Origin of the sequence: Paenibacillus sp. S150, from assembly GCF_019352175.1 — a bacterium.
Lineage (GTDB): Bacteria > Bacillota > Bacilli > Paenibacillales > Paenibacillaceae > Paenibacillus_AQ.
In genome coordinates this window covers 70,828-97,211 of sequence record NZ_JACBYI010000011.1, presented here as the reverse complement: position 1 = coordinate 97,211, position 26,384 = coordinate 70,828, and the positions used below count along the sequence as shown (strand labels likewise).

Genomic DNA, 26,384 nt, shown 5'->3' with positions numbered 1-26,384 from the left:
CTGGATATGTCACTGTGAAAATGACTGCAAAATTCACGGAAGGATTTAAGCAATTATAAGCTGCCGGAAATCCAGTATATGGTATAATACCCGGGGAATTAGATGCTCTTTATAGAGTGCCGGCTGAAACGGAAGGATGAACTGCTCATGATCAGAGTAATGGCAAGGGCACAGCTTAAGGAAGATGACGAAACGGCTATACTTTATCTGCAAACCGGAGGAGAAGCTGCACGGCTGATCCGGGAAAAGCGGCTTATGACCGCAGCGGCGTATAAATGGAACCGCAATGTGTTCCTCTACTATGAGTGCATGGAGGAAGAACTGTCTCCGGAAGAGCTTCTTCCCGGGGCGGCTGACGGCCTCTCGGATTGGCCGGGGGAAGAGCGGCCGCGGAAGTGGATTTCCCTGATCGATGTTTTTCACTTCAATGCGCCGAAGGATGCCGGGCATTGGCGGAGGAAGTCCCCTGTGGAACGGCAGGTCGGACGGGTTGCCCGCCTGAAGCCGGAGATGGCGGCAAGCTATGTGTATTATCATTATCAGCTTCAGGAAGAGCAGGCGTTTCATGGTCCGAAATATGAAATCATAGGCATTCACGAAAATCTGCTGTTCGGCTACCAGGAGTTCCCGGCGGTGGTCGAAGAACCGGTGCTCCCCGGGAAGCTGTCCACCTCAGGCACGCCGAAGGAGTGGGAGGATTCCAGAATGGATCTTCATTTTCAGCCCTGGCCGGACGGGCATTTGTTTTTCAAGCCAATTGAGACGTTATTTGCTGTGCAGCTGTAGCCTGTGAATGCTGTATGGAACTTTAACAGATTCCAGACCCGTTGCGGCCGGGACTGCAGGCCGGCGGCTGGAGCTTTGCGGAATTATTCCGCAGTCATCCGGATGCGTCCGGTATCCGCCACGGATTTTCCGGCGCAGAACCGGCTTTCCTCAGCGATGATTTCCACCTCCGGTTGCCCGGAGAGCAGCGGGCCGGACTGGCTTTTTAGAGCGGCGGCGGGTGTCTGCGCGGCACAGCAGCAACAGCCTGGATATTCACAGCAATAGGGACCACAGTATTTCTGCGATCCCCTCTGCTGCTTGTCCTAGTTAAATCTGGCCTTCAGCCATTCTGCCGATTGCTTCATGTAGGCCAATTGGTCTTCGGCATCAAAATGCTCAATGGCTACCGTATCCTTGTACCCGACCGCCTTCAGCCGTTCCATGATCTGCTCCATTGGAATACAGCCGGAACCGACGGGAGAAGGGTACAGCGCAATTCCGCTTATACTGATCTTGGGTGTTTCACTGCTGTTTTCTTTCAGCGAGCGGTCTTTGCAATGCACGTGAACAATTCTCGCCTGAAGCTTCCCGAAGGCTTCCAGCTCGTCTTCGCCGCTGTAGATGAAGTTCCCCGTATCAAAGGTGATGCCCAGCTTCGGAACCTGCTCCAGAAACCAGAGCAGTTCACCGGATGTGGCGAAGGGTGCCCGGCTGTCATCAAAATCCTCCAGGGTAATCACGATCCCTTTGCGCTCCGCATAATCGCACATTTCCCTGAGCGCGGCAGCCATTCGCTCCAGCGAGCTCTTCCGCAGCTCTGTGCTGGCCGATTCTTCAATAAATCCCGGAATCACCAGCACCTTGCCCGCGCCCAAATATTCGGCAGCATCAATAAATTCCAGTCCGGGCTGAATCTCCGGAGCATTGCCGAAATCAAAAAAAGCGTGCATGGAAGCCACGGTGATTCCAGCCTGCTCCAGCAGACCTCTCATAGCCTGGCGGCTGGGCTGGACCTCGTCCAGATTCAGCTCCACAGCCTGGATGCCCAATTCGCGCGCACGCCCCAGTACCTCCGGTACCGTCAGCCCTGTCTGTCTGCCCGCCGTAACAATATGGTTGTAAAACACAGAAATCTGCATCGTGCTGCCCCTTCCGTCCTGTTAGAGTTTTGCAATCGCTTCCCTGATTAAGTATAGGTGAAAATCAGCAGGGGTTCCACTGGGGAAATCTTCGAAAAGAGCTGAACATACAATTTTATAAAAATGTAAACAAAAGCGCAGGAGGGGAGCCCACATGAAAATCACCCTTTAGAGCACACCGGAGCACAGCGGGCCTGAATTATCTGGAGGTGCGATGATCCTGACGAAGCGGTGCTGAAGCTGCTGTATTCCCTTCCGGACATGGCGGCTTCCAAGAAGCTGATTGGCATGGCCGGACTTTAAATACATGTCATCGATCCGAATAAGTTGCATTATTTTTGAGGCTGTGGATGGTGTACATCATGCTGCATATAAGAAATTATTCACAGCCTCCTCTTTTGTTTTAACAATATGTTTACTTTTATGTATTTATATGTAACAATGAGACCGACAACCTGTTCAAACCTCGTGGACCTATTTGCCAAAATAGAAAAGGAGGATTTATTAATGGGTAAGCGGTTACATTCACCTTTGTATTACACACTGATTTTATTTTTGGTCTTTTCTTTAGGTTTTCCGTTACTGGCTCCGCTCCCGTCAGCAGCGGCAGCGGCAGCCCGCCAGGCCGAAAAGCTGAACCGGGGATTGGTGGCGGTAAAAGTGTCCACCGGCGTCTTTGTCAGCTGGCGTCTGCTGGGGACGGAGGAGCTTTCGGTTGCTTTTAATTTGTACCGAAACGGCACCAAGCTTAACGCAAGTCCGATCACGGACCGGACGAATTACCAGGATAACTCGGGCACATCTTCGTCGAGCTACACGGTCAGAGCCGTTGTAGGCGGCGTTGAACAAAGCGATTCCCCGGCGGCAAGTGTATGGGGCTCGGGCTATCTGGACGTTCCGCTGCAGATTCCGGCGGGCGGCACCACACCGGATGGCGTAAGCTATACCTACAGTGCGAATGATGCCAGTGTGGGCGATCTGGATGGCGACGGGGATTATGAAATTGTCCTCAAATGGGACCCCTCCAACTCCAAGGACAACTCACAAAGCGGGTACACCGGCAATGTCTACCTGGATGCCTATGAGCTGAACGGCACCAGACTATGGCGGATTAATCTGGGCAAAAACATTCGCGCCGGCGCACATTATACGCAGTTCCTCGTGTACGACTTCAACGGGGACGGCAAGGCCGAGGTGGTCTGCAAAACGGCGGACGGAACTGTGGACGGAACCGGGGGCACCATTGGCAGCGCGAGTGCGGACTACCGGAATTCGAGCGGTTATATCCTGTCGGGTCCTGAATATTTGACCGTCTTCTCCGGCCAAACCGGGAAGGCGCTGACCACCATTGATTACGTTCCGGCAAGAGGAACCGTATCCAGCTGGGGAGACAGCTACGGCAACCGCGTAGACCGTTTTCTGGCCGGAGTCGCTTATTTGGACGGCGTGCATCCGAGCATTATTATGGCCCGCGGCTACTACACCCGTACAGTTGTTGTTGCCTATGACTGGAATGGAAGCTCGCTGACCCGCAAGTGGACTTTTGACAGCAACAGCTCGACCAATCCAGGGACCACAGGCCAAGGCAACCACAACCTCAGCGTCGCCGATGTGGATGCCGACGGCAAGGATGAGATTATTTATGGCGCGTTGACCATTGATGACAATGGAGCCAGGCTGTACAACACAGGGCTTGGACATGGAGACGCGCTGCATGTAGGAGATCTGAATCCAAACCGCGCAGGCCTTGAGGTCTTCAAAGTAATGGAGGACACAAGCTCTCCTTACGGGGCCGCTGTGTGGGATGCCGCAACTGGAACAGTTCTGTGGGGTGTCCGTACGGGGGCGGATACCGGACGGGGCATGGCTGCGGACATTGACCCCAATTATCCCGGAGAAGAGGTGTGGGCCAGCAATGGTGTGGGCCTGTATTCGATCACCGGCACGAAGATCAGCTCTTCAACACCTTCGATTAACTTCGGTATCTGGTGGGATGGAGATTTATCCCGTGAGCTGCTGGATGGAGTCAAAATTGACAAGTGGGTGCCTGCTAGCAGCTCGTCAACCAATCTGCTGACCGGCGCAAGCGTGTCCTCCAACAACGGCACCAAAGCAACGCCGAGTCTGCAGGCGGATCTTCTTGGAGACTGGAGAGAGGAAGTCATCTGGCGGAAAACGGACAGCACCGCGCTGCGGATTTATACAACTACGGCGGCAACCAGCTATAAATTCTATACACTGATGCATGATCCGGTGTACCGCCTGGGCATCGCCTGGCAGAATACCGCATACAATCAGCCGCCGCACACGGGTTATTTCCTGGGCAATGGGATGGGGGCCGTATCGAAGCCCAATATTTACACGGTTCCCTGAAACCGGGAGCCGGCAAGAGAAGCAGGGGATGAAATAATCCCTTGCTTTTTTTTGCAGTCCGGAAAATATAAAACACCCGTCAAAGCGGTTTTGCTGCTGCTTGGTTCAATGTCCACCGTAAGTAGAGCAGCGGCAAATTCTTTATGGAGATGATCCCATATTACTGGCCAAAGCCCCGGCAGGCTGCCATTTGGATCTCTGCGGTCTGTCACAATCAGCACCCTTCCGCAAGCATAGGCAAGCTGCCGCTGGGCTTTCAGTGCATTGGAAGCTATGGTGAGTACGAGCTGCTGCTGCTGGTATAGGCCGAGGAAATTTCACAGCAGACATCCATGCCGCTCTCGCAGCATTTCAGACGATGGGATTTCGAAGAAGATCTCTGGGTTTGGCTTCGCCAAATTCGAGGCAATCAGCTGAATAATCAGGAAGTTCATAAGCTGAAAAGTCCAGCAGATAGCCTGGCAGCTTGAACATATCAAACAGATTTCTGGAAATAAATAAGGGAATAGTCACCCATTACAGTGTTATATCGCCTCAAAGAGAGAAGGCGGACAGATCTGCCGCCAAGATTCAGAGAAGCCGTGCAGGCATGCTTGAATCAGTATAACAGAGTTTTGGGGGATGGGCAGGTCAGCCCGGTCAATGGGCTGCTTTTGCTGATTATATGATGGGCGGAATTAATAAGCGGGGACACTGATTTTTCTTTTGTCAATATAATAGAAATGCTGAACCCCAAATGTTGGTGATCGGATACAATCCGGCTCACGGATTTTGGCCCCAGTGACAATAAACTTGCCATCTCCATTCAAAAGGCGGGGCTTACACGCTATAATATAGCCTAAAGATGCCATCCGAAAGGTCTGAGGAATGATGAGTCTGGAAGCCTTGAATGAACGAGTGAAAACCGATCTTTCCTATCTTGCCTATGGTGGCGCAGACTGGGTGCGGCCGCTGAGCCATACTGAAGGTCATGTGTATGATGTTGTAATTGTGGGCGGCGGGCAAAGCGGCCTCGGGGCGGCTTTTGGGCTGCTGCGTGAACGGATATCCAACATTCTGGTCATCGACGAGAACAGCGAAGGGCTGGAGGGGCCTTGGGAGACGTATGCCCGGATGGTCACGCTGCGCACTCCCAAGCATTTAACTTCTGTAGACCTGGGGGTTCCCTCTTTAACCTTCCGCTCCTGGTGGGAGGCGCAGACCGGACCCGGGGGCTGGGAGGCGGTAGAAAAAATTCCGCGCGGCGAATGGATGAACTATCTGCGCTGGTACCGTAAGATTCTCGGCCTGCCCGTAATTAATGAAGTCCGGCTGAAGCTGATTGAACCCGGTCAGGATGGAATTCACCGCCTGCATATCGCTGGGGCGGGAGCACCTTCGGAGCAATTGCTCGCCCGCAAGGTTGTGCTGGCGACGGGCATTCAGGGCGGAGGAGAATGGCATGTGCCGCCGATGGTGGCCGACCATCTGCCCAAAGCGCTGTATGCCCATACCTCGGAGGCGATAGACTGCACGGCCCTCCGGGGCAAAAAAATCGCCGTCCTCGGCGGCGGCGCCTCGGCCTTTGACAACGCCAACTTCCTGCTTGCGGAAGGTGCGGCGGAAGCCCATGTGTTTGTCCGCCGCGAGCGGCTGCCGAATGTTAACCCGATCCGCCAGATGGAGGTGTCGGGAATGATTGAGCGGTTCCATGCGCTGTCTGATGCAGATAAATATGCGGTCATTTCGCATTTCTTCAAATATAATCAGCCGCCGACCAATGATACCTTTGCCCGCGCGGCGGGCTGGCCGGGCTTCCGGCTGCATCTGGGTTCACCCTGGCTGAAGGTGCAAGCCATCCGCGACAAGGCGGCGGTGACGACGCCGAAAGGGGAATTCTCCTTTGACTTTCTGGTGGTCAGCACCGGCCTGCTCAGCGATCCGGGCCTGCGCCCGGAGCTGAAGCTGGTGGAGCGCCATATCGCCCGCTGGAGCGACCGCTATGAAGCGCCGCCGGAGACGGCGAACCCGCTGCTGGATGCGCATCCGTACCTCAGCCCGGGCTTTGCGTTCCAGCCCCGTGATGAAGAGGGACGGAAGCCGGTACACGGACTGTTTGTCTTTAATTATTCCGCGCTAGTTAGCTGCGGCTTATCGGCGTCGGCTATCTCCGGCATGAAGAATGCGGTGCCAAAGCTTGTGGCCGGAGTGGCCGACCAGCTGTTCATGGATGACCGGGAAGAGATTTTGGATGCCTTTTTCGCCTATGATGAAGTTGAGTTCTCCGGTGTGTGGCCGGCTGCGAAAGCTCAAGCCTCCCTTGAATAGTCAAGGGGGCCTTTTTTTTGCAAATTGGGAAATGGTTCTGGTGTGTAAAAAATGATGAAGCTCCAGACCTGATGCCAGATGTCGGAATGAGAGGTGAAAGCATCTTGTCCGCGCAGGTAAGCAAAGTGGCGGAATGAGAGGCGGAAGCATCTTGTATCGCTCAGGGCGGACTGGCTCTTGGCCCAGCTCCTAAGGGGCAAGTTGATTCATCTGCCAAGGTGCTTTTGTTCAAAAATATAAATTTATCTGTTTTGGGGTCCCCGCAAAGTACCTGAGTCATCATCGAAGCCAAGGCCCCGCTACCCTGGAAAATAACTTTACGGATGAGGATAATCGCTCCCCATTTCCATCCTCTGTGGTGCCGCGTCAGCGGCATGGATGGCTTTGTGGGGGGATTTACTGGCGACCCTGTTGGTTCTGTTTTGCAGGAGGAAGCGCGGAATCAGGTGAGGTAACCGGGACCGCTGCCGGGGGCAGGGGAGTGAGGTGGAATTAGTGAACCTAAATGGGCTAAGGAGCTTGTTGTAGAAGGAATAGTGGGAAAAAGTAAACTTAATTTAGGTGTATCCGCCTCCAAGGGGCAAAATCGAGCGGATTAGTTATCCTTTTTCCCACTAACGCTGGCGGAAAAGGGGATATGGGCAGATTTAGGTTTACTTTTTCCACTTGGGCCTCCCGACGGGGCACAGCAGGAAGGTCCGGAGGACTGGGGAGCATAGCTTCACCCGCCAGGCCGAACTGGAGAGTCTCAGACAACTTGAAACCCAACCTGCAACCCCTAACGGCTGCGCTGTCCGGCGAAGGAGGGTGCGGCAATTGCTTCCCTTTTTCCAGTCAGCCTGTGGGCCAGCTGCTGCAGAAATTGCAATAGCACACACCTTAGCCTGAATGATGAGCAGGAGTTTTTAAATAGCAAAATAATTAAAAACAGCTTGATATTAATTGAATGATTATTTAATATTAACGCATGAGACATAAGGATGAAAACAAAAGCGAGGCTATCTTTCAGGCCACTATAGATTTATTGAATGAAATCGGATTCTCGGACATTTCCATGTCCAAAATTGCCAAGCGGGCCAACGTTTCCTCGGCGACGATTTACGTTTATTTTGAGAATAAGGAGGATATGCTGGGTAAGCTGTACAGCAAGGTGAAGGGCAAAATGAGTGAGCAGATGCTTGCGGGGCTTCACAGCGGCTTAAGCACAAGACAGGCCTGCGAGCTGTATATGCGCAATTCGCTGCGCTTCATTCTGGAGAACAAAGCTTATTTTCTGTTCCTGGACCAGTTCCTGACCTCACCGCTGATCGGGAAGCTTGCGCTTGAGGACACAACGGCCATGTTCGCGCCCCTCTATGAATTCATAGAGAAGGGCAAGCAAAGCGGAGAGCTGAAGCCGCTGGAAACGGTGTTTTTGTTGACCTATTGCTATTTTCCCGTCACACAGCTGGCCAAAGCCCATTTCAAGGGCCAGTTCGAGGCCAATGAGGAAAGGCTGCAGGAGATGATTGCAATGAGCTGGGATGCCATCAGAGCTTAACCGCGTGGCATCTGTATTTTTCAGCAACAATTAATTGAATGTTCAATTAATAAAGCGGATAATACGCCGCATGGCCGGATTGAAACGCTGAAGTTGACCTGGTCTCCAGCCTCATTGATAATATAGAGAGTTCACATTTTTTCTGAAGATTGGAGTAAGGCCATGAGATACCGCAGTATGGAAGAATGTATTGCCGATTTGGAGAAGCACGGACATTTGGTCCGCATTCATGAGGAAGTGGATCCGAACCTGGAGATGGCGGCGATTCATCTGAAGACTTACGAGGCGGGCGGTCCGGCCTTGCTCTTTGAGAAGGTCAAAGGCTCGAAATACCGCGCGGTGTCGAACCTGTTCGGCACCATAGAGCGCAGCAAATTTATATTCCGCGATACCTGGGAGCCGTCCCGGGAGGTGATCGCTTTGCGCAGCGACCCCATGAAGGCGCTCAAGCAGCCGTTCAAATATATCGGCACAGGGCTGGCGGCGAGAAAGGCGCTGCCGCTGAAGAAGGGAAGCGGCGTTCCGGCGGGTTTCGAGGAGATTCGGATTTCCGATCTGCCGCAGATTAAGCATTGGCCGGGCGACGGCGGCGCTTTTGTCACCCTGCCGCAGGTCTACTCCGAGGACCCGGACAAGCCTGGCATCATGAATTCCAACCTGGGCATGTACCGCATCCAGCTCAGCGGCAATGAGTATGAGGTCAACAAGGAAGTAGGCGTGCATTACCAGATTCACCGGGGCATCGGCATCCACCAGACAAAGGCCACGCGGAAGGGAGCGCCGCTCAAGGTCAGCTGCTTCATCGGCGGCCCTCCGGCGCATACGCTGTCGGCAGTCATGCCGCTGCCTGAAGGCTTGAGCGAAATGACCTTTGCCGGGCTGCTGGCCGGACGCCATTTCCGCTATAGCTATGCGGACGGCTTCTGCATCAGCAGCGACGCTGATTTTGTCATTACCGGCGAGATTCACCCCGGCGAGACAAGGCCGGAGGGCCCTTTTGGCGACCATCTGGGCTATTACAGCCTCACCCATGAGTTCCCTGTCATGAAGGTGCATAAGGTCTACGCCAAAAAAGGGGCGATCTTCCCCTTCACGGTTGTGGGTCGTCCGCCGCAGGAGGATACCGCCTTCGGAGAACTGATCCATGAGCTGACCGGCAGCGCGGTGAAGCAGGAGGTTCCGGGAGTCAAGGAGGTGCATGCCATAGATGCAGCAGGTGTGCATCCCTTGCTGCTCGCCATTGGCAGCGAGCGCTATACGCCTTACCAGGAGCTGAAGCAGCCGGCGGAGCTGCTGACCATCGCCAACCGGATTCTCGGGACCGGCCAGCTCAGCCTGGCGAAGTACCTGTTCATTACAGCGGAAGAAGAGCGGCCGGTCACCACGCACAACATCGGGGATTTCCTGGCCTACATTCTGGAGCGGATCAATCTGCGGCGGGACATCCATTTTCAGACCCATACTACGATAGATACACTCGATTACTCGGGCACAGGAATTAACAGCGGCAGCAAGGTGGTTTTTGCGGCGGTGGGAGAGCCTGTGCGAAGCTTGTGTACGGAGGTGCCGGAAATTCTGGGGAAGCTGCAGGGGTTCGGGCAGGCCAGAATGATTATGCCGGGGATTGTGGCGCTGCAGGGACCGGAGTTCACCACCTATCCGGGGGCTTTGGAGGAGACGGACAAGCTGAGTGCTGCCATTCAGGAGCAAGGTGCGCTGGATACCTGCCCGATGATCATCCTATGCGATGACAGCACATTCATGAGCGAAACCCTGAACAACTTCCTCTGGGCCACCTTTACGCGCAGCAATCCCTCGCATGATATTTATGGGGTGAACAGCGGCGTGGAGAACAAGCACTGGTTCTGCGACAATGTCATTATTGATGCCCGTGTGAAGCCGCATCAGGCACCCCCGCTGATCCCGGATGCCGGGGTGGAGCGGAAGATTGAACGCTTCTTTGTACCGGGGGCCGTTCTGGCCGGACTGCGTGAGCCGCGCTGACTGTTCCCGGCGGTGCGATAACCTTTGCATATTCCTCTTCGGCCGGGCGGACGGCGGCGGCTTCTTCAGCGGCGATTCCCTGAATGGAATCAGTTGCCGCCTGCCGCAGAAGAGCGGCGGGGAAAGGGCCGGGCGGCGTTGCAGGCCGTTCAGCCTGATTCAAGCTGAAACGGCATTAATATTTACTAATAATTTCATGGCGGAATCTGTCATTCTGTGACACAATGGAGAAAATGCTGAAAGGAGCTGTCTGTTATGGAAAAAACAAATGATACACTGGTTCTCGATTTATGGGATGTCCATCAGATTCGGGTAAACGTCGAGGATAAAAGTATGACTTTTGTTGAGGCAGTAGAGACAGAAGCGCGTTCTCAAGGGGTCTCAGTAACAGGGGCCGATAATGTCGATGTACCGGAGAAGCACTTGTATATTAAAGAAAAAATCATAGAGGCATTAAACATAATGAAGCACTAGCGATCGTCGCCCAATTGAGGGGCTTTTTTTATGCATAGAATTTCCGCATGATCCGCATGATAAATGATTGCCCCTGGCTCCGCTGGGAGGGTATCTTGATGGCCGAGCATTCAGCACACCTTCGTCCGGTTGGCCCTGCCCGTTGTTGCCGGGGTTGCCCGCTGCAAAAAAAGGCGCCCGGATAAGGCGTCTTTTATAATTGGACATGCAGGGAGGCGGCATATCCTTGCCCCGTTGCATTCATCTGCCCTCAGGCTGTAAATATCCCTGACCGGCTCTTCACGCGTCTGTTGTCGATCACTTCTTCATAATCACGGATCAGCCCGTCAAAAATATGCTCCCAGGAGCGGCCGAGCGCCTGCCGCCGTCCCTCGATACCCATGGTTGCCCGCAGCAGCGGCTGATCGGCCAGGCGGCATATTTCCTCTGCCAGCGCTTCCGGATCATGAGGCTGAAACAGCGCACCGGTAATCCCGGATGCGACCAATTCCTTGGACCCGCCGGCACCGGCGGCGAGGACAGGCAGCCCGGAGGCCATAGCCTCCAGCACCACATTGCCGAACGTTTCCGTGCTGGAAGGAAACACGAACAGATCGCCGGAGGCATACAGCTCCGCCAGTTCTTCGCCGTGCTTGGCGCCGGTGAAGATGACATTGCGCGGCGCCTGCGCGCTCAGCTCAGACAGCAGCGGTCCGTCGCCGACCACCAGCAGGTGCACTCCGGCGGCGGTGGATTCCGGCAGCTGCCGCATGGCCTGCAGCAGGGTGGCGATATCTTTTTCCGGAGCGATCCGGCCTACGTAGAGCAGGACCAGCGGCGCGGTAATTCCATAGCGCTCCCGTACCGCCCCGCTGCGCTTCTGCGGGGAATATTGCTGGCAGTCGATGCCTCTGGACCAGAGCTTGAGCCGCTCGAAGCCCTGCGTCTGCAATGCGGCTATCGTCTCGTGAGACGGAGCAAATGTGGCATCGCAGGAGCGGTGAAACCAGTTCATGTATTTCCAGTAGAGCGGTACGATCCGGCGTATCCGGTAATATTCCAGGTAGCGGTCAAAATGGGTATGATACGAGGCTACATGCGGCAGCTTGTGCCTATGGGCATAACGGAGGCCGCACAGGCCGATGTTGAACGGAGTAGCCATATGCAGCAGCTCCGGCTGGAAGGCGTTCAGCTGGCCTTGAATGGAGGACATGCTTGGCAGAGCCAGCCTGCACTCCGGATACAGAAAAAAAGGAATGCTGGCGACAGGGCGGACCGGATCGGGGTAGCTGTCCTCGGGGGCGGATTTGGGCGTAAACAGCAGATGCTCGATTCCCCGGCGGTTCAAATGTCCGGTTAACCTGTTAAGTGTACGGGCCACACCGTTTGTTTGCGGAAGAAACGTGTCCGTAAATAAGGCCAGGCGCATGAAATCCCTCCCTATAGTCTTCTTGCCCCGATCTTAACAGGCGAATATTTGAAGGGCGTTAACCGGAGGTTAAACAATAACAGCGGACATACAGTGGGCAATATTGGAGGCTCAACAGCCCTCATGCCAGGTTGACAATAAAATATTGACATGCTATCGTAAGTTTAGAATAACAATTAAATATCCAATACAAGACGTGTTACTGGTAATGCAGGCAGGATCTGATTTGGAAGCGCTATATACATTTTTTTGAATGTATATACTTCTTTCTGGTTGGATCTTTTTTGTTTTCTACATCTAGCTCAAATCATCTTGATTTGTGCACAAATGGAGGAAATGACAGATGGAAAGAGACAAGCTTGCAGCCGGAATTCTCAAGAACGTCGGCGGAAAAGAGAATGTGGAGACGGTCATTCACTGTATGACCCGCCTGCGCTTCACCCTGAAGGACAACAGCAGGGTGAACGAGGCCGAGCTCAAGAATCTGAAAGGGGTTATGGGCACCACCAACAACGGCGGCCAGTATCAGGTCATTATCGGCAATGACGTACCGCTGGTGCATCAGGCAGTGGCCAAGCTGCTTCCGGCACAAAATGTAAGTGCTGCCAATTCCGGCGGCGGCATTGAAAAGAAAAAATTGAACGTGTTTCTGCGGATGGTCAATGCGCTGTCTTCGGCTATGACCCCGATCGTGCCGGCACTCGCCGGTGCTGGGATTATCAAGGTTATTCTGACCCTGCTGGTGATGGCGGGTGTACTCGAAACCACAGACTCCACCCATTACTTCCTCAGTTTTTTCGCAGATGCGGTGTTCTACTTCCTGCCGTTCCTGCTGGCCTTTTCTTCGGCGCAGAAATTCAAAGTCAATCCGTATCTGGCCGTCTCTCTGGCCGGGATTCTGCTGCATCCCAATTTCGGCGCTTTGGTGACAGCCAAGGAGCCCGTGTCCTTGTTCGGACTTCCGGTGACCCTGATTAACTACAGCTCCACCGTTATTCCGATTATCCTCACCGTGTGGATCATGTCCTATATCGAGAAATTTGCGGACAAGGTCTCGCCTTCCGTAATCAAAATCTTTTTTAAACCGCTGCTGGTCATTATTATTACCGGATTTTTGGCCCTCGTTGTCATTGGCCCGCTCGGCTATCATCTGGGCAACGGCCTGGCGACGGCGATCTATTTCCTGCAGGACAAGGTCGGCTGGCTCTCACTTGCCATTTTGTCCGCATTCAAGCCGCTGCTCGTGATGACGGGAATGCACTGGGCCTTTACGCCGGCAATTATCACTTCCATCTCTACCTACGGCTATGACGGACTGATGCTGGTAAGCTCCCTGTCGGCGATCTTCTCCCTGACCGGTGCTTGTCTGGCTGTAGCGATCCGCACCAAGGATAAGGACATGCGCCAGATTGCCTTGTCGGCTGGCACGACTTCACTGCTGTCCGGGATTACCGAGCCGGCTATCTACGGGGTGGCCTTTAAGCTCAAAAGACCCATGATCGCCACCATCATCGGCGGTGGGCTGTCGGGGATTTACTCCGGGATAACGCAGCTCAAGATTTTTGCGATGGTTACCCCATCCATTCTTAAGCTCCCGACCTTTGTGAGCAGCGAGTATCCGGACAACTTCATGAATGCCATTATTACGGCGTTGATTGCCATTGTGGTATCTTTTGTCATGACACTGGTGCTTGGCTTTAAGGACAATGAGAGTGCATTTCAGACTGCAAATGCATCCGGGAACGGGACAGGAGCAGCGGGGGGAGACCAGACAGCCGGTCAGCCGGAAGACAAGCCCGCGGTCAGAGAAAAGCCGCAGACGCCGGTATACAGCCCGATAAGCGGGCAATCCGTCAACCTGTCGCAGGTGAGTGACCAGGTATTCTCCCAGGAGTTTATGGGTAAGGGCATCGCCATTATCCCGGCGGAAGGCAAGGTGGTGTCCCCGGTGAAAGGGACGGTAACTACTTTGACGAAGAGCAAGCACGCTGTTTCCGTAACGTCCGAGGAAGGGATCGAAGTGCTGATCCACGTCGGGCTGGATACGGTGAAGCTGAAGGGCAGATTTTATGAGAATTATGTAAGTGTCGGAGATCAGGTCAATGTAGGCGATGAGCTGATTGGCTTTGATATCGATGGCCTCAAGGCTGAAGGCTTCGATACCATCACGCCGGTCATTATCACCAATACCTCCGATTATCTGGATGTCATAGGCAACGAGAACAAGAATATCAAGCAGGGTGATGAGCTGATTTCTATACTATAAAAAAGCCATTCAAATAAATAGAAGCAAGGAGCGGATGAGATGAAGACAGTGCGAGAAGGCTTTCCGGAGGATTTCCTGTGGGGCGGGGCAACCTCTGCGATTCAGATTGAAGGCGGGTACGACAAGGGCGGCAAGGGGCTTGGCACCGGGGATATGGTCACCGTCGGCAGCCGGACCTCGAGACGCAGGGTGACAAGAGAATTGCAGGAAGGCGTTTTTTATCCAAGCCATGAGGCTATAGATTTCTACCACCGCTACAAGGAGGATATTGCGCTTTTTGCGGAAATGGGCTTCAAAATCTTCCGGATGTCCATCTCCTGGTCGCGGATCTTTCCTACGGGCGAGGAAACGGAGCCGAATGAGGAAGGCCTCAAATTCTATGACAATGTGATCGGCGAGCTGAAAAAATACGGGATTGAGCCATTGATTACCCTCTCGCATTATGAGCTGCCGTTTGCCTTGAGCTTAAAGTACAACGGCTGGGGCTCCCGCAAGCTGATCGACCTCTTCGTGAATTATTCCGAAGTGCTGTTTAGCCGTTACAAAGACTCGGTGAAATACTGGATCACCTTCAATGAGCTGAACTGTCTGCTCAAGCCATATGGAACTTATATCGCAGGAGGCATGCTGTCAGAGAACAGCGACCTCACCTATGATCTGGAGGCGGATACGAAGCAGGAGCGCCTGCAGGCGATGCATTATCAGCTTGTTGCCAGTGCGAAGGCGGTCATAAGGGGCAGGGAGATCAATCCGGAGTTCCGGATCGGCTGCATGATCACCTACCATACCCCGTATCCTTATACCTGCAACCCGGATGATGTGATGCTGGCGCAGGAGGAGGATCTGATTAATAACCTGCTGTGCTCGGATGTGCAGATACGCGGAGAGTATTCAGGTCAGGCCGTGCGGTATATGCATGATCACCGGATTGCGCTGGATATTACGGATGAGGACGAGGCGTTTTTGAAAAAGGGTTGTGTTGATTATTACACCTTCAGCTATTATACTCCCTTTACACTGAGCAAGGACCCTGCGCTAGAGCTGACCTCCGGCAATATGGCCAGAGGCATTAAGAACCCTTATCTGAAGACAAGCGATTGGGGCTGGCAGATTGATCCGCAGGGCCTGCGCTGGGCACTCAACAACATTTACCACCGCTATCAGATTCCGGTGATGATTGTAGAGAACGGCCTCGGGGCTGCAGATACAATAGAGGAAGACGGCTCGATCCGGGATGATTACCGGATTGAATACTTCCGCGAGCATATCCGGGCGATGAAAGAGTCCATCAGGGACGGCGTGGAGCTGATCGGCTATACCCCTTGGGGCTGCATTGATCTGGTCAGCGTGTCTACGGGCGAAATGGCCAAGCGCTACGGGATGATCTACGTCGATAAGCATGATGACGGCTCGGGAACCCTGGAAAGACGCAAGAAAAAATCATTTGACTGGTACAGGAAAGTGATTGCAACCAACGGAGAAGACTTAACTTAAGTCACTAACCCTGAACTCACTTCAGGGCGAAAAGGGTGAAGGCAAATGCGGATCATAAAAAAATTGAATAACAGCGTCGTGGTGGCGAAGAATGATCAGGATCAAGAGGTCGTCATTATGGGTAAGGGCATCGGGTGCAATTACGAGATGGGCTATGTGCTCAGCAGGGACGAGTTCGAGCGCGTATATGTGCTTGAAGATGAGAAAATCTCCAATGATGTCATCCGGCTCTCCCGCGATGTCCCGGAGGTGTACTTCGAAATCTCGCGCAAAATCATTGACTACGCCAAGCAAAATATTAAAGCCAAATTGAACGAGCATATCTATGTGGCTCTGACCGACCATATTTATTTCGCGGTGCAGCGCCACAAGGATAACATCACGGTGCAGAACCGGCTGTTCTGGGAAGTGAAGAAATTTTATCCGCAGGAGTTCAAGGTGGGATTATACGGACTCGGCGTGATGTTCGATGAGCTGAGCATTGTGTTCCCGGAGGAGGAAGCCGGAAATATCGCCTTCCATATTGTAAATGCGCAGCAGTACACCGATGATCTGTCCAAAAGCACCTTTATCACGACTGTGATTAAAGATGTGCTGAACATCGTATCCTATCACTTCGGCGTGACCCTGGACCATGAATCGCTGAATTATTCCCGTTTTGTGACGCATTTGCAGTACTTCTCGCAGCGCCTGATTGAGAAAATAGATACCGAGGCGGATGATGGCTTCCTGTTCGATCAGGTCAGAACCAGCTACAAGAAAGAGTTTGAATGCGCGGGCCGGATTAAGAACTACATTCAGAAGACCTTCGAGCGCGAGATTTCCAACAGCGAGCTGATCTATCTTACGATCCATATCAACCGTGTGATCAACCGGGGCTAAAGATTTGAAAACCCCCGCCCCGGGTATTCATTGGTATCAGGAATGAAGGAGGTGCGAAGCCATGAACAAGGATTTGCCGCCCGAGGTTCCCCCCAAGGCTGTTCCTGAAGTGAACCCGGAGCGGATACCGGAGCCGAAGCCATCCGATATTCCGCCGGAGGTTATCCCCCGGAAGCAGCCGGAGATACCGCCGAGGGTACCGCCGGAGGCCCCGCCGAAGGAGCCGCTGTAAAGGCGGAATTTATGAATTGAACAAAATTGTGATGCATTACAGGGCGCCCGGGAAACCGGGCGCTTTTGTAAAAATATAAGACACCCATGCCGCTATGCGGCACCACTGAGGAATGAAAATATCGCTGCGGCCGCGTTATTACAGGGCAGACTTTATATGCTTGGCACACTAAATGATCCTTCTATTTCTCGCTGAAACACCCGTCCTTTACAAGGACCGCGCAGCCGTTTCTGCTTGTTATATAAGGATAGCAGGCTTTATGCGCTGCGCCGTTCTGTGCCCTTTAGCTGACGGCTGATTGGATTGGAACAGGACTGCCTGTAATGCATCAGTGCCGGAGCAAGCTGAACAATCGCCGCTGAAATGAACCTAAGTGGAAAAAGTAAAACTATTTCACTAGATACGGCCGTTGTATGCTGAAACAGCTTGAAATAGGTGTAGAAAATCGCACTATATGAATTGAACCGGAGAACCTGAACTAGCTGATGGACGCAAGGAGGTTCATAGGGAACGAAGCGAAGTGGAAAAAGTAACACTAATGGGCTGGAATTCTGGATTTAACAGGCTTTAGTGGGATTTTATACACTTATTGGAGGCCATCTCCCCCCATACACCTGATTTCAGCCGAATTAGTTGTACTTTTTCCCACTAGGGATGATCCAGGCTCCGAATGCGCTACCTTAGGGGTCCTTTTTACCACTAATTACGGCTGGCGAAAAAGGTGCGGAAGGGAATTTGGAGACTGCAGGAGCGGAGCGTCTGCCTTTGTCTGCGGATTTCCACCGCGAACAGTGTATACATCAAGAAATCTGCAGACGGGCAGCGGCGGGAAGTCCAAGCATTCTCCGGAGTCACGACCAATCCTAAATAGAAAAATTACAAGTTCAATCTATGTAGGAGCTGCTGCTAAACAATTTTCTGAGAAATTAGTGTTACTAATTCCACTTAGCTATGTCCGGAAGAATTAATACTCCGCAAACATTGACAGAATACCTCTGTGACGTTTCCCGTCTATAATCTATCCAAGTGAACGAGGCTGCGTACTTGTAAATTCGGTTAGATGAGAGGGAAATGATTAGCATGAATAAATCTGCGGTACGGGCATGGCTCATGTATGATTGGGCAAATTCAGCTTATGCGACCACTGTATTGGCCGCAGTGCTGCCGGTTTTTTACAGCTCGGTGGCGGCGAGCGGGCTCAGCGAGAATACGGCGGCTTCCTATCTTGCTTATACACACGCCATCGGGATGGCGCTGGTCGCGGTGGTGTCGCCGCTGCTCGGCTCCATTTCCGACCTGTCCGGCCGTAAAACCAGCTTTCTGACCGTGTTTGCCCTGCTCGGCATTGTTTCAACCATGGGCTTTGCGCTGGTCGGAGAGGGGGACTGGCTGCTCGCTTCCACGCTGCTGGTGCTGTCTACCCTTGGCTTTGCCGGGAGCCTGACCTTTTATGACTCGATGCTGCCTGACCTGGTCCCTTCCGGTACAAGAGATGATGTCTCCGCCAAAGGCTATGCCCTCGGTTATGCGGGAGGCGGCGTGCTGCTGGCGGTCAACCTGCTGATGATCCAGCAGCCGCAGCTGTTCGGTATGAAGGACACGCTGACGGGAACAAGGCTGTCGTTTGTAACGGTAGGGCTGTGGTGGCTGATATTCTCCATTCCGGTTATCCGCCGTGTGCCCAATCTTCCCCGTCAGACCGGGAGCTTAAGCGTAAGCGGGTATGTCCGGGCAGCCGCCCGGAGAATCGGGGGAACTTACCGTGATATCAAGCGCTATCCCCAGCTGGTCCGGCTGATTGCAGCCTTCTGGTTCTACAACGATGGGATCAACACGATTATATTGATGGCGACGATTTATGGGACGACGATGGGGATCGGCGCAAGCGATCTGATTCTGGCGCTGCTGATTACGCAGTTTGTGGGCTTTCCAAGCACCATTCTGCTCGGCAAAGCTGCGGAACGCCTCGGGGCCAAACGGATGCTGCTGGTCTCGCTGTGCATCTATCTGCTGATCGTAATTCTGGGCTTCGGCATGACCCATGCCCTGCATTTTTATATCCTGGCGATTATGGTGGGTCTGGTGCAAGGGGGAAGCCAATCGATTTCCCGTTCCCTGCTCAGCGATCTGATGCCGCTGAAGCGCACCGGGGAGTTTTTTGGCTTTGTGAACATAACCAGCAAGTTCTCTTCCATCTTCGGCCCGTTTGTATTCGGCCTGGTCGGGCAGCTCACCGGAAATCCGCGGCTTGGCATCCTCTCTCTGCTGCTGTTCTTCGGGCTTGGCATTGCGGTCGTGCTGAAGCTTGATGTGGAGAAGGGGAAGAAGGACGCGCTGCAGGATGGGGAACCGCCCGTCCCGCCAGAGTTTCAAGCAAATGCGGCGGCAGAGGTCTAGCTGCTCATGGATGCTCTTCAACAATAGAACAGCGGCAGCCTGGGACGGAAATAATGTCCTGGACTGCCGCTGTTTTGCTGAAACTTAGCTTTTGTCAAATATACAGACTGCTTAAGGCCGCGCCTGTCCTTGTATTCTTCGCTCTGCTGTAGAATGCCCGGCGAGCGGACAAAACATGCGGATTTTTACATTGAACGTGTCGTAATGATAAGTTTTGCAGACGCAGGGATCTGCGGCGCAAGATCTGCCGTTCATTGGGGGCATGAATTGGGGCTTTAGGAGATAATGCCCGTATCCCAAATCGGCTCGGCATACAGATTCTTCAGCTGGCTGCTGCACTCTTTGCCTGTATCGTAGGAACGGTCACCCAGCACATGCTTGAATTGCTCCAGTGCGCGGGCGGCTTCTGCCGGCACCGTGCTGTTCAGCCATGTAGCCAGGGCACGCAGCACTGTCCGCCCCTCCGCAAGCGCCTCTTCCCATAGATCCCAGACGCTTTCGGTCCGCACCTCGGAGTATAGCGCCGAATGCCGCCATTCGCCGTGCTGCTCATTCAAATAATCAAGCCGTTCCTCCGCAGGGGACAGCTGCTGTGAGAAGAGGCGGCGGGCTTTGCCCCTGAGCAGCGATTTCTTCCAGCCCTTAGGATCAAATAAGCATTTATGCGCCAGAATCATGTCAAGGTACGCCTCATGCCAGATTTCAGCCGGCAGGCGTTTGGTCTCCGGGTACCAGACAGCCGCCGTTTCGTGAAGAATATGGTGGACCGGGAAGGGCAGGCGGGAGCCGACATTGATTTTTTTCCAGACCGCATGCCTCCACGTATCCACCTGCTTCAGCCGCTTCATGAACAAGGTGTCGAGAACAATCTCAAAACGCTGGTGATTGCGGTGCTTGTAGCCCGCTTTCCAATTGATATAGGGATGAAGATTACGGTCCAGCAGATGGTGGGTAAGGAAGCCCAGGAAATATTGCTGCGCCTCCTTCAGCTCGTCAGAGGGCAGGGCCAGGGCCCGCTGCCAAAATTCGAACAGTACAGGCCCGCAGCTCTCCGTGTGCATGAGGTCACCCAGCCTGAGCGCCCGGGTATCCTTTTTCCAGGGAAGAAAGCTGTGGTACAGCAGGAAATCCGGTCCCTGGCAGCCGAGCTGGAACAGCTCAGGACGGGTCTTCATCTCCGCCAGAAATGGAAAATCTCCGCTGAACTCCTCCGCAAGCTGCTGTCCATATTCCAGATGCATCCATATATTCGGCATTCACTTCACCTCTCTGATTGTAGTTGCCTCCAGCATACAGGCTTCGTGTTAAAAGAGATTGAATGATGCTCAAGCTGATTGTAATTCTCCGGATGAAGCATGAAGGAAAAGCCGCCTTTTTTGCGGTTCCGCTTATTCTTAAGATTACTCTTCACCCGGATTAATTTCAATAAGTAAGAATATGGAAGCATTGAAAGCAAGCGCCGCCCGGGGGAATCCGCAGGCAATTTGTTCAATCCATTTAGAGCCAGGTGCAAGCTTGTCCGCAAAATAACCCCACAAAGCCATCCATGCCGCTGGCGCGGCACCACAGAGGATGGAAATGGGGAGCGCTTATCCTAATCCGTAAAGTTATTTCCAGGGTAGCGGGGCCTTGGCTTCGAAGATCACTCAGGTACTTTGCGGGGACCCCAAACCATATAAATTTTTATCTTTCAAAAAAAGCCGTACAATCCCGTAATTACGGGATTGTACGGCCTGTTTATTGCTGGATGTTATACCGGGCGCATCGACTGCCGGGCCTTGGGGGGACCCTGCAACAGACGCTGCAATAAGCTACTCCAGCCCGATCATATCCCTGTAGGCACCGGGAAAGGAGTCCGGAATGGCGATGGCCCCGACACTCCGCTCATAGAAGGAGAGTGCGTCCACGACCCAGCCGATCACGGCATAGCCATAGCCATTTTGGCGCATGGCGCAGAGGCATTCAAGCAGCAGCGCCTTGCCGACGCCAAGTCCCCGGTATTCCTCCAGCACGCCGGTGGGGCCAAAAAAGTTGCGGACGACCACATCATGGCAGGCGAAGCCAATGACGGTCCCGTCCTTGACGGCGATATAGCAATTGACGGGCAGCCGGGCAAAAGCACATTCACATTCGCTGCGCCAGCTTGCCGTGAAATGGCTGCCGACAAAATCGACGATGGCCTGCTTATCCCCGGTCATGGCCCGTTTAATGACGATGCCCCGGCTGCGCAGGCTGTCCAGCAGCCCCTGCTTCTCCGGCAAATCATACAGCTTGACAAGCATATCAGGCATGAGTATCTCCACCTTCCTGATTGATGACGGACAGATCCTTGATCATTCCCCGCAGATTGTCCTCGAACAGCTCCATGCGGTAGAACCGGGACATCAGGAACAGCCCGGCCATGCGCGGAGGCAGCAGCTGTGCCAGCACGGCTTCCATGTTTCTCTTGGCAGCGAGCAGCTTGCCATAGCCGGTTTTGTGCTTCTCCCGCATGAAGGTGAACACTTCCTCGCTGTCCGGGGAGAGCACTCCCCGGAACAGGAAGGTCTGCAGCGGGAAGCTGCGCTGTGCAGGAATTTCATACTGGAGCATCACGTCGATCAGCTCGGCGGTAAGCCGGTTCCGCTTCAGTGCCGGGAGCAGCTGCGGAACCAGCTGATAATAATCCGCCGCTGTGTAGTCCTCCCAGCCCTCCAGTACTCCGGGCGGCAGCTCGGCTGCCGGAAGACCGTGGTACTGAAGCAGAAAACGCTCCAGATAGCTTCCCTCATCCGCCGCAAAATTCCAGCTCTGATCAGCTGAGAAAAAAGCGGGGTATCTCGAAGTTTCGAACAGCCCGTACGGGCTGCCAAGGGAGAACGGGCAGGCCCAGTTCGTGCCGATGATGCCTTCCAGCTGCTCCGAGCGCGCCAGCCCGGTCCAGCCCAGAATGTTGCTGATCCGGTTGTGAATGACCGGGTAGTTCTGGTCGCCGTTATCATCCCAGCAGCGCACGGAGGAGGCGCCAAGCGTCTCAATCCCCGCATCGCGCAGCTTGTGGAGAATGGCCCGGGCGTCGGCCTTCATCCGGTGTCCGCCGTAGAGCCACACGACAACAATCACGCGTTTGTCGAGTAAGGCAAGCTCCTCCGGTGCGGCATGCATCAGCATGTCATGCCAGATCATCGGCCGCTTGCCCAGGCTTACGGCCTTGGCAGCCAGAAGATTGACGAAGCGGATGAAGGAGGCTTCGCGGGTCAGGCCCGATCTGCGGCAGTCCTCGCAGGTGCCGAGGCTCCAGACTTCATCGCAGCCGAGATGAAGATATTCGCTCTCCGGATGCAGTGCGGCGACCTCCTCCAGGATGCCGGCCATCATCTCATAGGAGCCGGCCCGGTTCGGGCAGAGCTCGGATACCGTCTCCGGGGTTTCGCGCAGGCCGATATAGGCCGGATGCTTCAGGATGTATTCCAGGTGGCCGAAGGATTGCTGCTTGGGAATGACCGTTACGAAGTTGTCGTGGGCCGTCTGCAGCAGCAGGCGGTGTTCCTCTTCCGTGAACGCGAACTCGGAATGCCGCAGGAAGGCAAGCTGCCGGAATGGCAGCTTGTCTTCATACTCGATAATCAGCGTGTTGATTTTATAGCTTGACAGCTCTGCCACGTACTCCAGCATGTGCTCATAGGTCGGGTAGACGGTGCGCAGATCGAGATAATCGCTCCGCAGCCGCAAATCGGCCCAGTCCGCGATAGTCAATGCGGGCACGCTGCCGCCGCCGCTTAACAGCAGCTGCTCCAGCGTCTTAAGTCCATAGAACAGCCCGGGAGCAGAGTGGGCATACACCTCCAGCCGGCCCTGGTCCACGGCCAGCACGTAGCCGTCATGCTTCCCGGCGACCCTTGCGGCCATAACGGGATTCAAGGGCAGTCCTTCCAGGACCAGAGCGCAGATGCTGCCGGGCTGCGCCGTCTCCTGCACTCCGGCAAAAAGCGCCTCGGCGAGCCGGGTTATACGGGCATCCGGGACAGGCAATGCCAGCCGCACCGTCCAGCCGGAAATGCCGCTGACCAATTCCTGTCCCCGGCTCTGCACCACCTGCGGCTGGGGAATTAGATGAATATTCATAGCTGCCTCCTAGGTTTATGATACGTGCTCCGCCTCTTTTAACGGGTGGCGGGAGCGTTTCCGCTTAAAGGAATAGAACGAAAGTACACCAAACGACCAAACGACCAAACGACCAAAACGAGCTAACCGACCAAAACGACCAAACAACAGAAACGCTTAACGAGCTAACCAACCAAAACGACCTAACAACTGAAAACGATATGAAAGACCTGGAAATCGTCTGAACGCCGATTTTACATAAGCCAGGCCGGAGAAACGCGGGAACTAGTGAGTGGTCGGATGAGTGACAGCCGGAAGAGAGAGACTGAACGGCTCTGTGACTTTCCAGGTAAGCGGCTGACCGGATAAGCAGTTGATGCTGACCTGAAAACTAAGTGGAATTAGTAGAACTATTTAGCTGAAATCCATCCACCAGCAGGATTTAGTGGGATTTTGTATACCTAATTTAAGCCTAGTGACCAGATTTTGGTACATTTGGTCCGATTAGTTCTACTTTTTCCCACTACGGATGGTTTGAGAGTCAGATGGCCCCGGATTAGTTTTACTTTTTCCACTTCGCTCTCCGCAGATCAGCTCCACGGCAGGAGTTGCCAAATTCTCATTAGCGCGAAGACTGCGATGAAAGTATTCTAGGCTGGAACGCTGCATCATTCTTGTTAAGCTGCTACTTATTTGTTCAAAGATAAAAATTTATATGTTTTAGGGCCTCCGCAAAGTACCTGAGTCATCTCGAAGCCAAAGCCCCGCTTTGTGGGGTTATGTTCAAATATAAGCATTTATATGCTGGCCCACTAAGTTATCCTTCTATTTCTCGCTGAAACACCCCGTCCCTTATAAGGACGGCGTAGCCGTTTCTGCTTGTCGGGCTCCTCTGCAAGCAGGGCCTCCGGGTACGGATGGAGAGAGGCACTGCTGCCTGAAAATAGCTTCGTCCCCATGCTCATTTCCTATGGGGGCCATCAGCTGCACAGGCGGCCCGGCCTTATTGCCTTACAGCCAGCGGACGCGGCCCTTGAAGCGTTCAATGAAACGGTTGTTCCATTCATCCCCGCCGGGGGCGTTGCCGCTGCGCCAGACCGGCACCTCAAGGCCTTTTTCCCCCAGATAGGCGGCTGTGGTCATCATCAGTGAGTTGAGCAGAAAAGCGTTGGCGAATGTCGAGGTGGAGCCCATCTTCGGTTCAATGCCGTCAATGTGAATTGCGGCATCCCCGGGCTTCACTTTGCTGTCCAGGCAATAGTCGCAGAGCTCATACAGATTCTGCCCCGAAGGGTGGCGGGCAATATGGTCTTTGGGGGTGGCCTGCGCATGGCCCACCGAGGTTACGGCAATCGTGGTGACGCCCCGCCGTTTTGCCTCCTCCGCGGCATCGATGCAGGCGGTGTTAATGCCATAAGCGTTGGCCAGAATCAGAATGTCGCCTTCCCCCAAACGGTTGTCTTCAATAACAAGGGTGCCGTAACCGGGGGTGCGTTCAACGGCCATGGAGCGCAGGGCTCCGTTCGAGATCATCGTGCCTTCATCCAGAATGGCGCTGATATGCATCAGGCCTCCGGCGCGGAAGAACACCTCGGTGGCATTCATATTGGAATGTCCGCCCGGACCGTACAGATATACCAGCTTGTCCTCCGCAATGTGATCGGCAAGCAGCTGCGCCACCTCCTGCAGCTTCTCGCGCGGCTCACTGCGGATTTCGTCCAGCAGCCCCACAATGCTATCCATATAAGCAGCCATAATATCCGAATTCGCGTTCATTAACATTCCTCCTCAAAGTTTTGTCAGCATATGCTTCCTGAATAATTCTTAACAGAACTCGCTTTGGAAGCATTGACTATGTTTGTGCCTAGAACATAACAAAGCGCGTTCCCGCTGTAAATCAACTATTTTGCGCAATCCCGGACCGTTTTTTACCGTTTTCAGATAAGGTAAAAATTTTTCCGAACGGGTCAGGATCGTGACTTATGTAAAATCCGCCGCTTTTCTATAATGAGAGATAACATCACGCAAGAAGGGGGACAGCACCTTGAAGACGTCAATGGCCTTGCCAAAGTCCCGTGAGGTTCCGGCAGCCCGCAGCAACAAACGTAAATGGAAAGAGACAGGCATGGGTTATTTCTTTGTTGGCCCGATGCTGCTGGGAGTGGTGGTGTTTACATTGCTCCCGATGATTTTCTCCTTCGCCCTCAGCTTCACCAAATGGTCCTTCGTTACCGGTTTTGATAAGATCCGCTTCAGCGGCCTGGATAATTTCCGCCAGCTGTTCCAGGATGATGTGTTTCTGAAGTCGCTGGGCAATAATTTCGTCATGCTGCTTGCGGTGCCGATCGGAATGGCCATTGCGCTGGTGCTCGGCGTAATCATTTCCAACCATGTGTACGCCCCGGGCGCCTTCAAAGTCATCTATTTCATGCCGCAAATCTCCAGCGTAGTTGCGGTGGCAGTCGTATGGCAGGTTCTCTTCCATCCTTCTTACGGCCCGGTGAACGGTTTCCTGATGGCGCTCGGAATCGAGCATCCGCCCAAATGGCTGGCCGATCCCTCGTATGCGCTTCCTTCGGTCATGATGCTGATGATCTGGATCGACCTCGGGGTGTCGCTGATCATTTATATCGCCGGGATTAAGAATATCCCCGCGGATTTGTACGAGGCGGCGACGATCGACGGAGCTTCCAAAATGGCCCAGTTCCGCTCCATCACCTTTCCGCTGCTGACGCCGACCACTTTTTTTCTGCTGGTGACCGGAATTATCGGCAATTTCAAATCGTTTGCCCTTGTCAAGGTGCTGACCGACGGCGGTCCGGCGAATTCGACCTCTGTGGTGGTGTATGACATGTACCAGACCGCTTTTGTCGATCTCCAGACAGGCTATGCCTCATCCATGGTTATGGTGCTGTTCGTCATCGTGCTTGCCATCACCGGACTGCAGTGGCTGGGCCAGCGACTGTGGGTCAACTATTGAGCGCGCTGCGGTCAGGCCGCCGCCCCCGAGAGGAGGA

18 protein-coding genes are annotated in these 26,384 nt (G+C 53.8%); 12 read left to right on the top strand and 6 right to left on the bottom strand.

Annotated features, from left to right (window positions below; all coding sequences use genetic code 11):
• Nucleotides 1–147 precede the first annotated feature (147 nt).
• Entirely contained in the window at nucleotides 148–786 is a 639-nt protein-coding gene (locus HYD27_RS12860) for a hypothetical protein (protein ID WP_228745099.1), read from the top strand.
• 305 nt (nucleotides 787–1,091) lie between these two features.
• Here HYD27_RS12860 and HYD27_RS12855 read toward each other — a convergent pair whose 3' ends face one another.
• A complete protein-coding gene (locus HYD27_RS12855; RefSeq protein WP_219215675.1) occupies nucleotides 1,092–1,907 on the bottom strand; it encodes a sugar phosphate isomerase/epimerase family protein in 816 nt (271 codons plus the stop codon).
• Between the two features lie 507 nt (nucleotides 1,908–2,414).
• Here HYD27_RS12855 and HYD27_RS12850 point away from each other — a divergent pair.
• The 5 genes from HYD27_RS12850 (at nucleotide 2,415) to HYD27_RS12830 (ending at nucleotide 10,605) form a co-directional block, all read left to right on the top strand.
• Nucleotides 2,415–4,280: a rhamnogalacturonan lyase gene (locus HYD27_RS12850; RefSeq protein ID WP_219215672.1), complete on the top strand. Its 1,866-nt coding sequence runs from the start codon at nucleotides 2,415–2,417 to the stop codon at nucleotides 4,278–4,280.
• Nucleotides 4,281–5,150: 870 nt separating this feature from the next.
• Entirely contained in the window at nucleotides 5,151–6,587 is a 1,437-nt protein-coding gene (locus tag HYD27_RS12845) for a flavin-containing monooxygenase (RefSeq protein WP_219215804.1), read from the top strand.
• A 967-nt stretch (nucleotides 6,588–7,554) separates the two neighbouring features.
• On the top strand, nucleotides 7,555–8,127 hold the full coding sequence (locus HYD27_RS12840; protein WP_219215670.1) for a TetR/AcrR family transcriptional regulator: 573 nt from the start codon (nucleotides 7,555–7,557) through the stop codon (nucleotides 8,125–8,127).
• Between the two features lie 162 nt (nucleotides 8,128–8,289).
• The gene (locus HYD27_RS12835) at nucleotides 8,290–10,131 is read left to right on the top strand and encodes a UbiD family decarboxylase (RefSeq protein ID WP_219215668.1); all 1,842 of its coding nucleotides are present in this window, start codon (nucleotides 8,290–8,292) and stop codon (nucleotides 10,129–10,131) included.
• A gap of 255 nt (nucleotides 10,132–10,386) precedes the next feature.
• Nucleotides 10,387–10,605, top strand: coding sequence for a hypothetical protein (locus HYD27_RS12830; protein WP_219215665.1), 219 nt, complete (start codon nucleotides 10,387–10,389; stop codon nucleotides 10,603–10,605).
• A 250-nt stretch (nucleotides 10,606–10,855) separates the two neighbouring features.
• On the opposite strand, the gene HYD27_RS12825 is transcribed toward HYD27_RS12830, so the two are convergent.
• Entirely contained in the window at nucleotides 10,856–12,013 is a 1,158-nt protein-coding gene (locus tag HYD27_RS12825; protein WP_219215663.1) for a glycosyltransferase family 4 protein, read from the bottom strand.
• Between the two features lie 343 nt (nucleotides 12,014–12,356).
• Here HYD27_RS12825 and HYD27_RS12820 point away from each other — a divergent pair, with 343 nt between their 5' ends.
• The 5 genes from HYD27_RS12820 (at nucleotide 12,357) to HYD27_RS12800 (ending at nucleotide 19,284) form a co-directional block, all read left to right on the top strand.
• Nucleotides 12,357–14,279 (top strand): beta-glucoside-specific PTS transporter subunit IIABC, encoded by a 1,923-nt coding sequence (locus HYD27_RS12820; RefSeq protein ID WP_219215661.1) that lies wholly within the window; start codon nucleotides 12,357–12,359, stop codon nucleotides 14,277–14,279.
• A 39-nt stretch (nucleotides 14,280–14,318) separates the two neighbouring features.
• Entirely contained in the window at nucleotides 14,319–15,773 is a 1,455-nt protein-coding gene (locus tag HYD27_RS12815; protein ID WP_219215659.1) for a glycoside hydrolase family 1 protein, read from the top strand.
• A gap of 45 nt (nucleotides 15,774–15,818) precedes the next feature.
• A complete protein-coding gene (gene licT / locus HYD27_RS12810) occupies nucleotides 15,819–16,655 on the top strand; it encodes a BglG family transcription antiterminator LicT (RefSeq protein ID WP_219215657.1) in 837 nt (278 codons plus the stop codon).
• A gap of 61 nt (nucleotides 16,656–16,716) precedes the next feature.
• Nucleotides 16,717–16,887, top strand: coding sequence for a hypothetical protein (locus HYD27_RS12805; RefSeq protein ID WP_219215655.1), 171 nt, complete (start codon nucleotides 16,717–16,719; stop codon nucleotides 16,885–16,887).
• Between the two features lie 1,080 nt (nucleotides 16,888–17,967).
• On the top strand, nucleotides 17,968–19,284 hold the full coding sequence (locus HYD27_RS12800; RefSeq protein WP_219215653.1) for an MFS transporter: 1,317 nt from the start codon (nucleotides 17,968–17,970) through the stop codon (nucleotides 19,282–19,284).
• A 275-nt stretch (nucleotides 19,285–19,559) separates the two neighbouring features.
• Here the strand turns inward: HYD27_RS12800 and HYD27_RS12795 are convergent, their stop codons facing one another.
• The 4 genes from HYD27_RS12795 to HYD27_RS12780 all read right to left on the bottom strand — a co-directional run bounded on the left by HYD27_RS12795 (nucleotide 19,560) and on the right by HYD27_RS12780 (nucleotide 25,143).
• Nucleotides 19,560–20,540 (bottom strand): zinc dependent phospholipase C family protein, encoded by a 981-nt coding sequence (locus HYD27_RS12795; RefSeq protein ID WP_219215651.1) that lies wholly within the window; start codon nucleotides 20,538–20,540, stop codon nucleotides 19,560–19,562.
• 555 nt (nucleotides 20,541–21,095) lie between these two features.
• Complete coding sequence (locus tag HYD27_RS12790; RefSeq protein ID WP_219215648.1) at nucleotides 21,096–21,575, bottom strand: GNAT family N-acetyltransferase; 480 nt, start codon at nucleotides 21,573–21,575, stop codon at nucleotides 21,096–21,098.
• Entirely contained in the window at nucleotides 21,568–23,388 is a 1,821-nt protein-coding gene (locus HYD27_RS12785; RefSeq protein WP_219215646.1) for a glycoside hydrolase family 20 zincin-like fold domain-containing protein, read from the bottom strand. The genes HYD27_RS12790 and HYD27_RS12785 overlap by 8 nt, the downstream gene beginning before the upstream one ends.
• A gap of 990 nt (nucleotides 23,389–24,378) precedes the next feature.
• Nucleotides 24,379–25,143 (bottom strand): sugar isomerase domain-containing protein, encoded by a 765-nt coding sequence (locus tag HYD27_RS12780; protein ID WP_219215645.1) that lies wholly within the window; start codon nucleotides 25,141–25,143, stop codon nucleotides 24,379–24,381.
• Nucleotides 25,144–25,492: 349 nt separating this feature from the next.
• Here HYD27_RS12780 and HYD27_RS12775 point away from each other — a divergent pair, with 349 nt between their 5' ends.
• A complete protein-coding gene (locus HYD27_RS12775; protein ID WP_219215802.1) occupies nucleotides 25,493–26,347 on the top strand; it encodes a carbohydrate ABC transporter permease in 855 nt (284 codons plus the stop codon).
• Nucleotides 26,348–26,384: the final 37 nt, after the last annotated feature.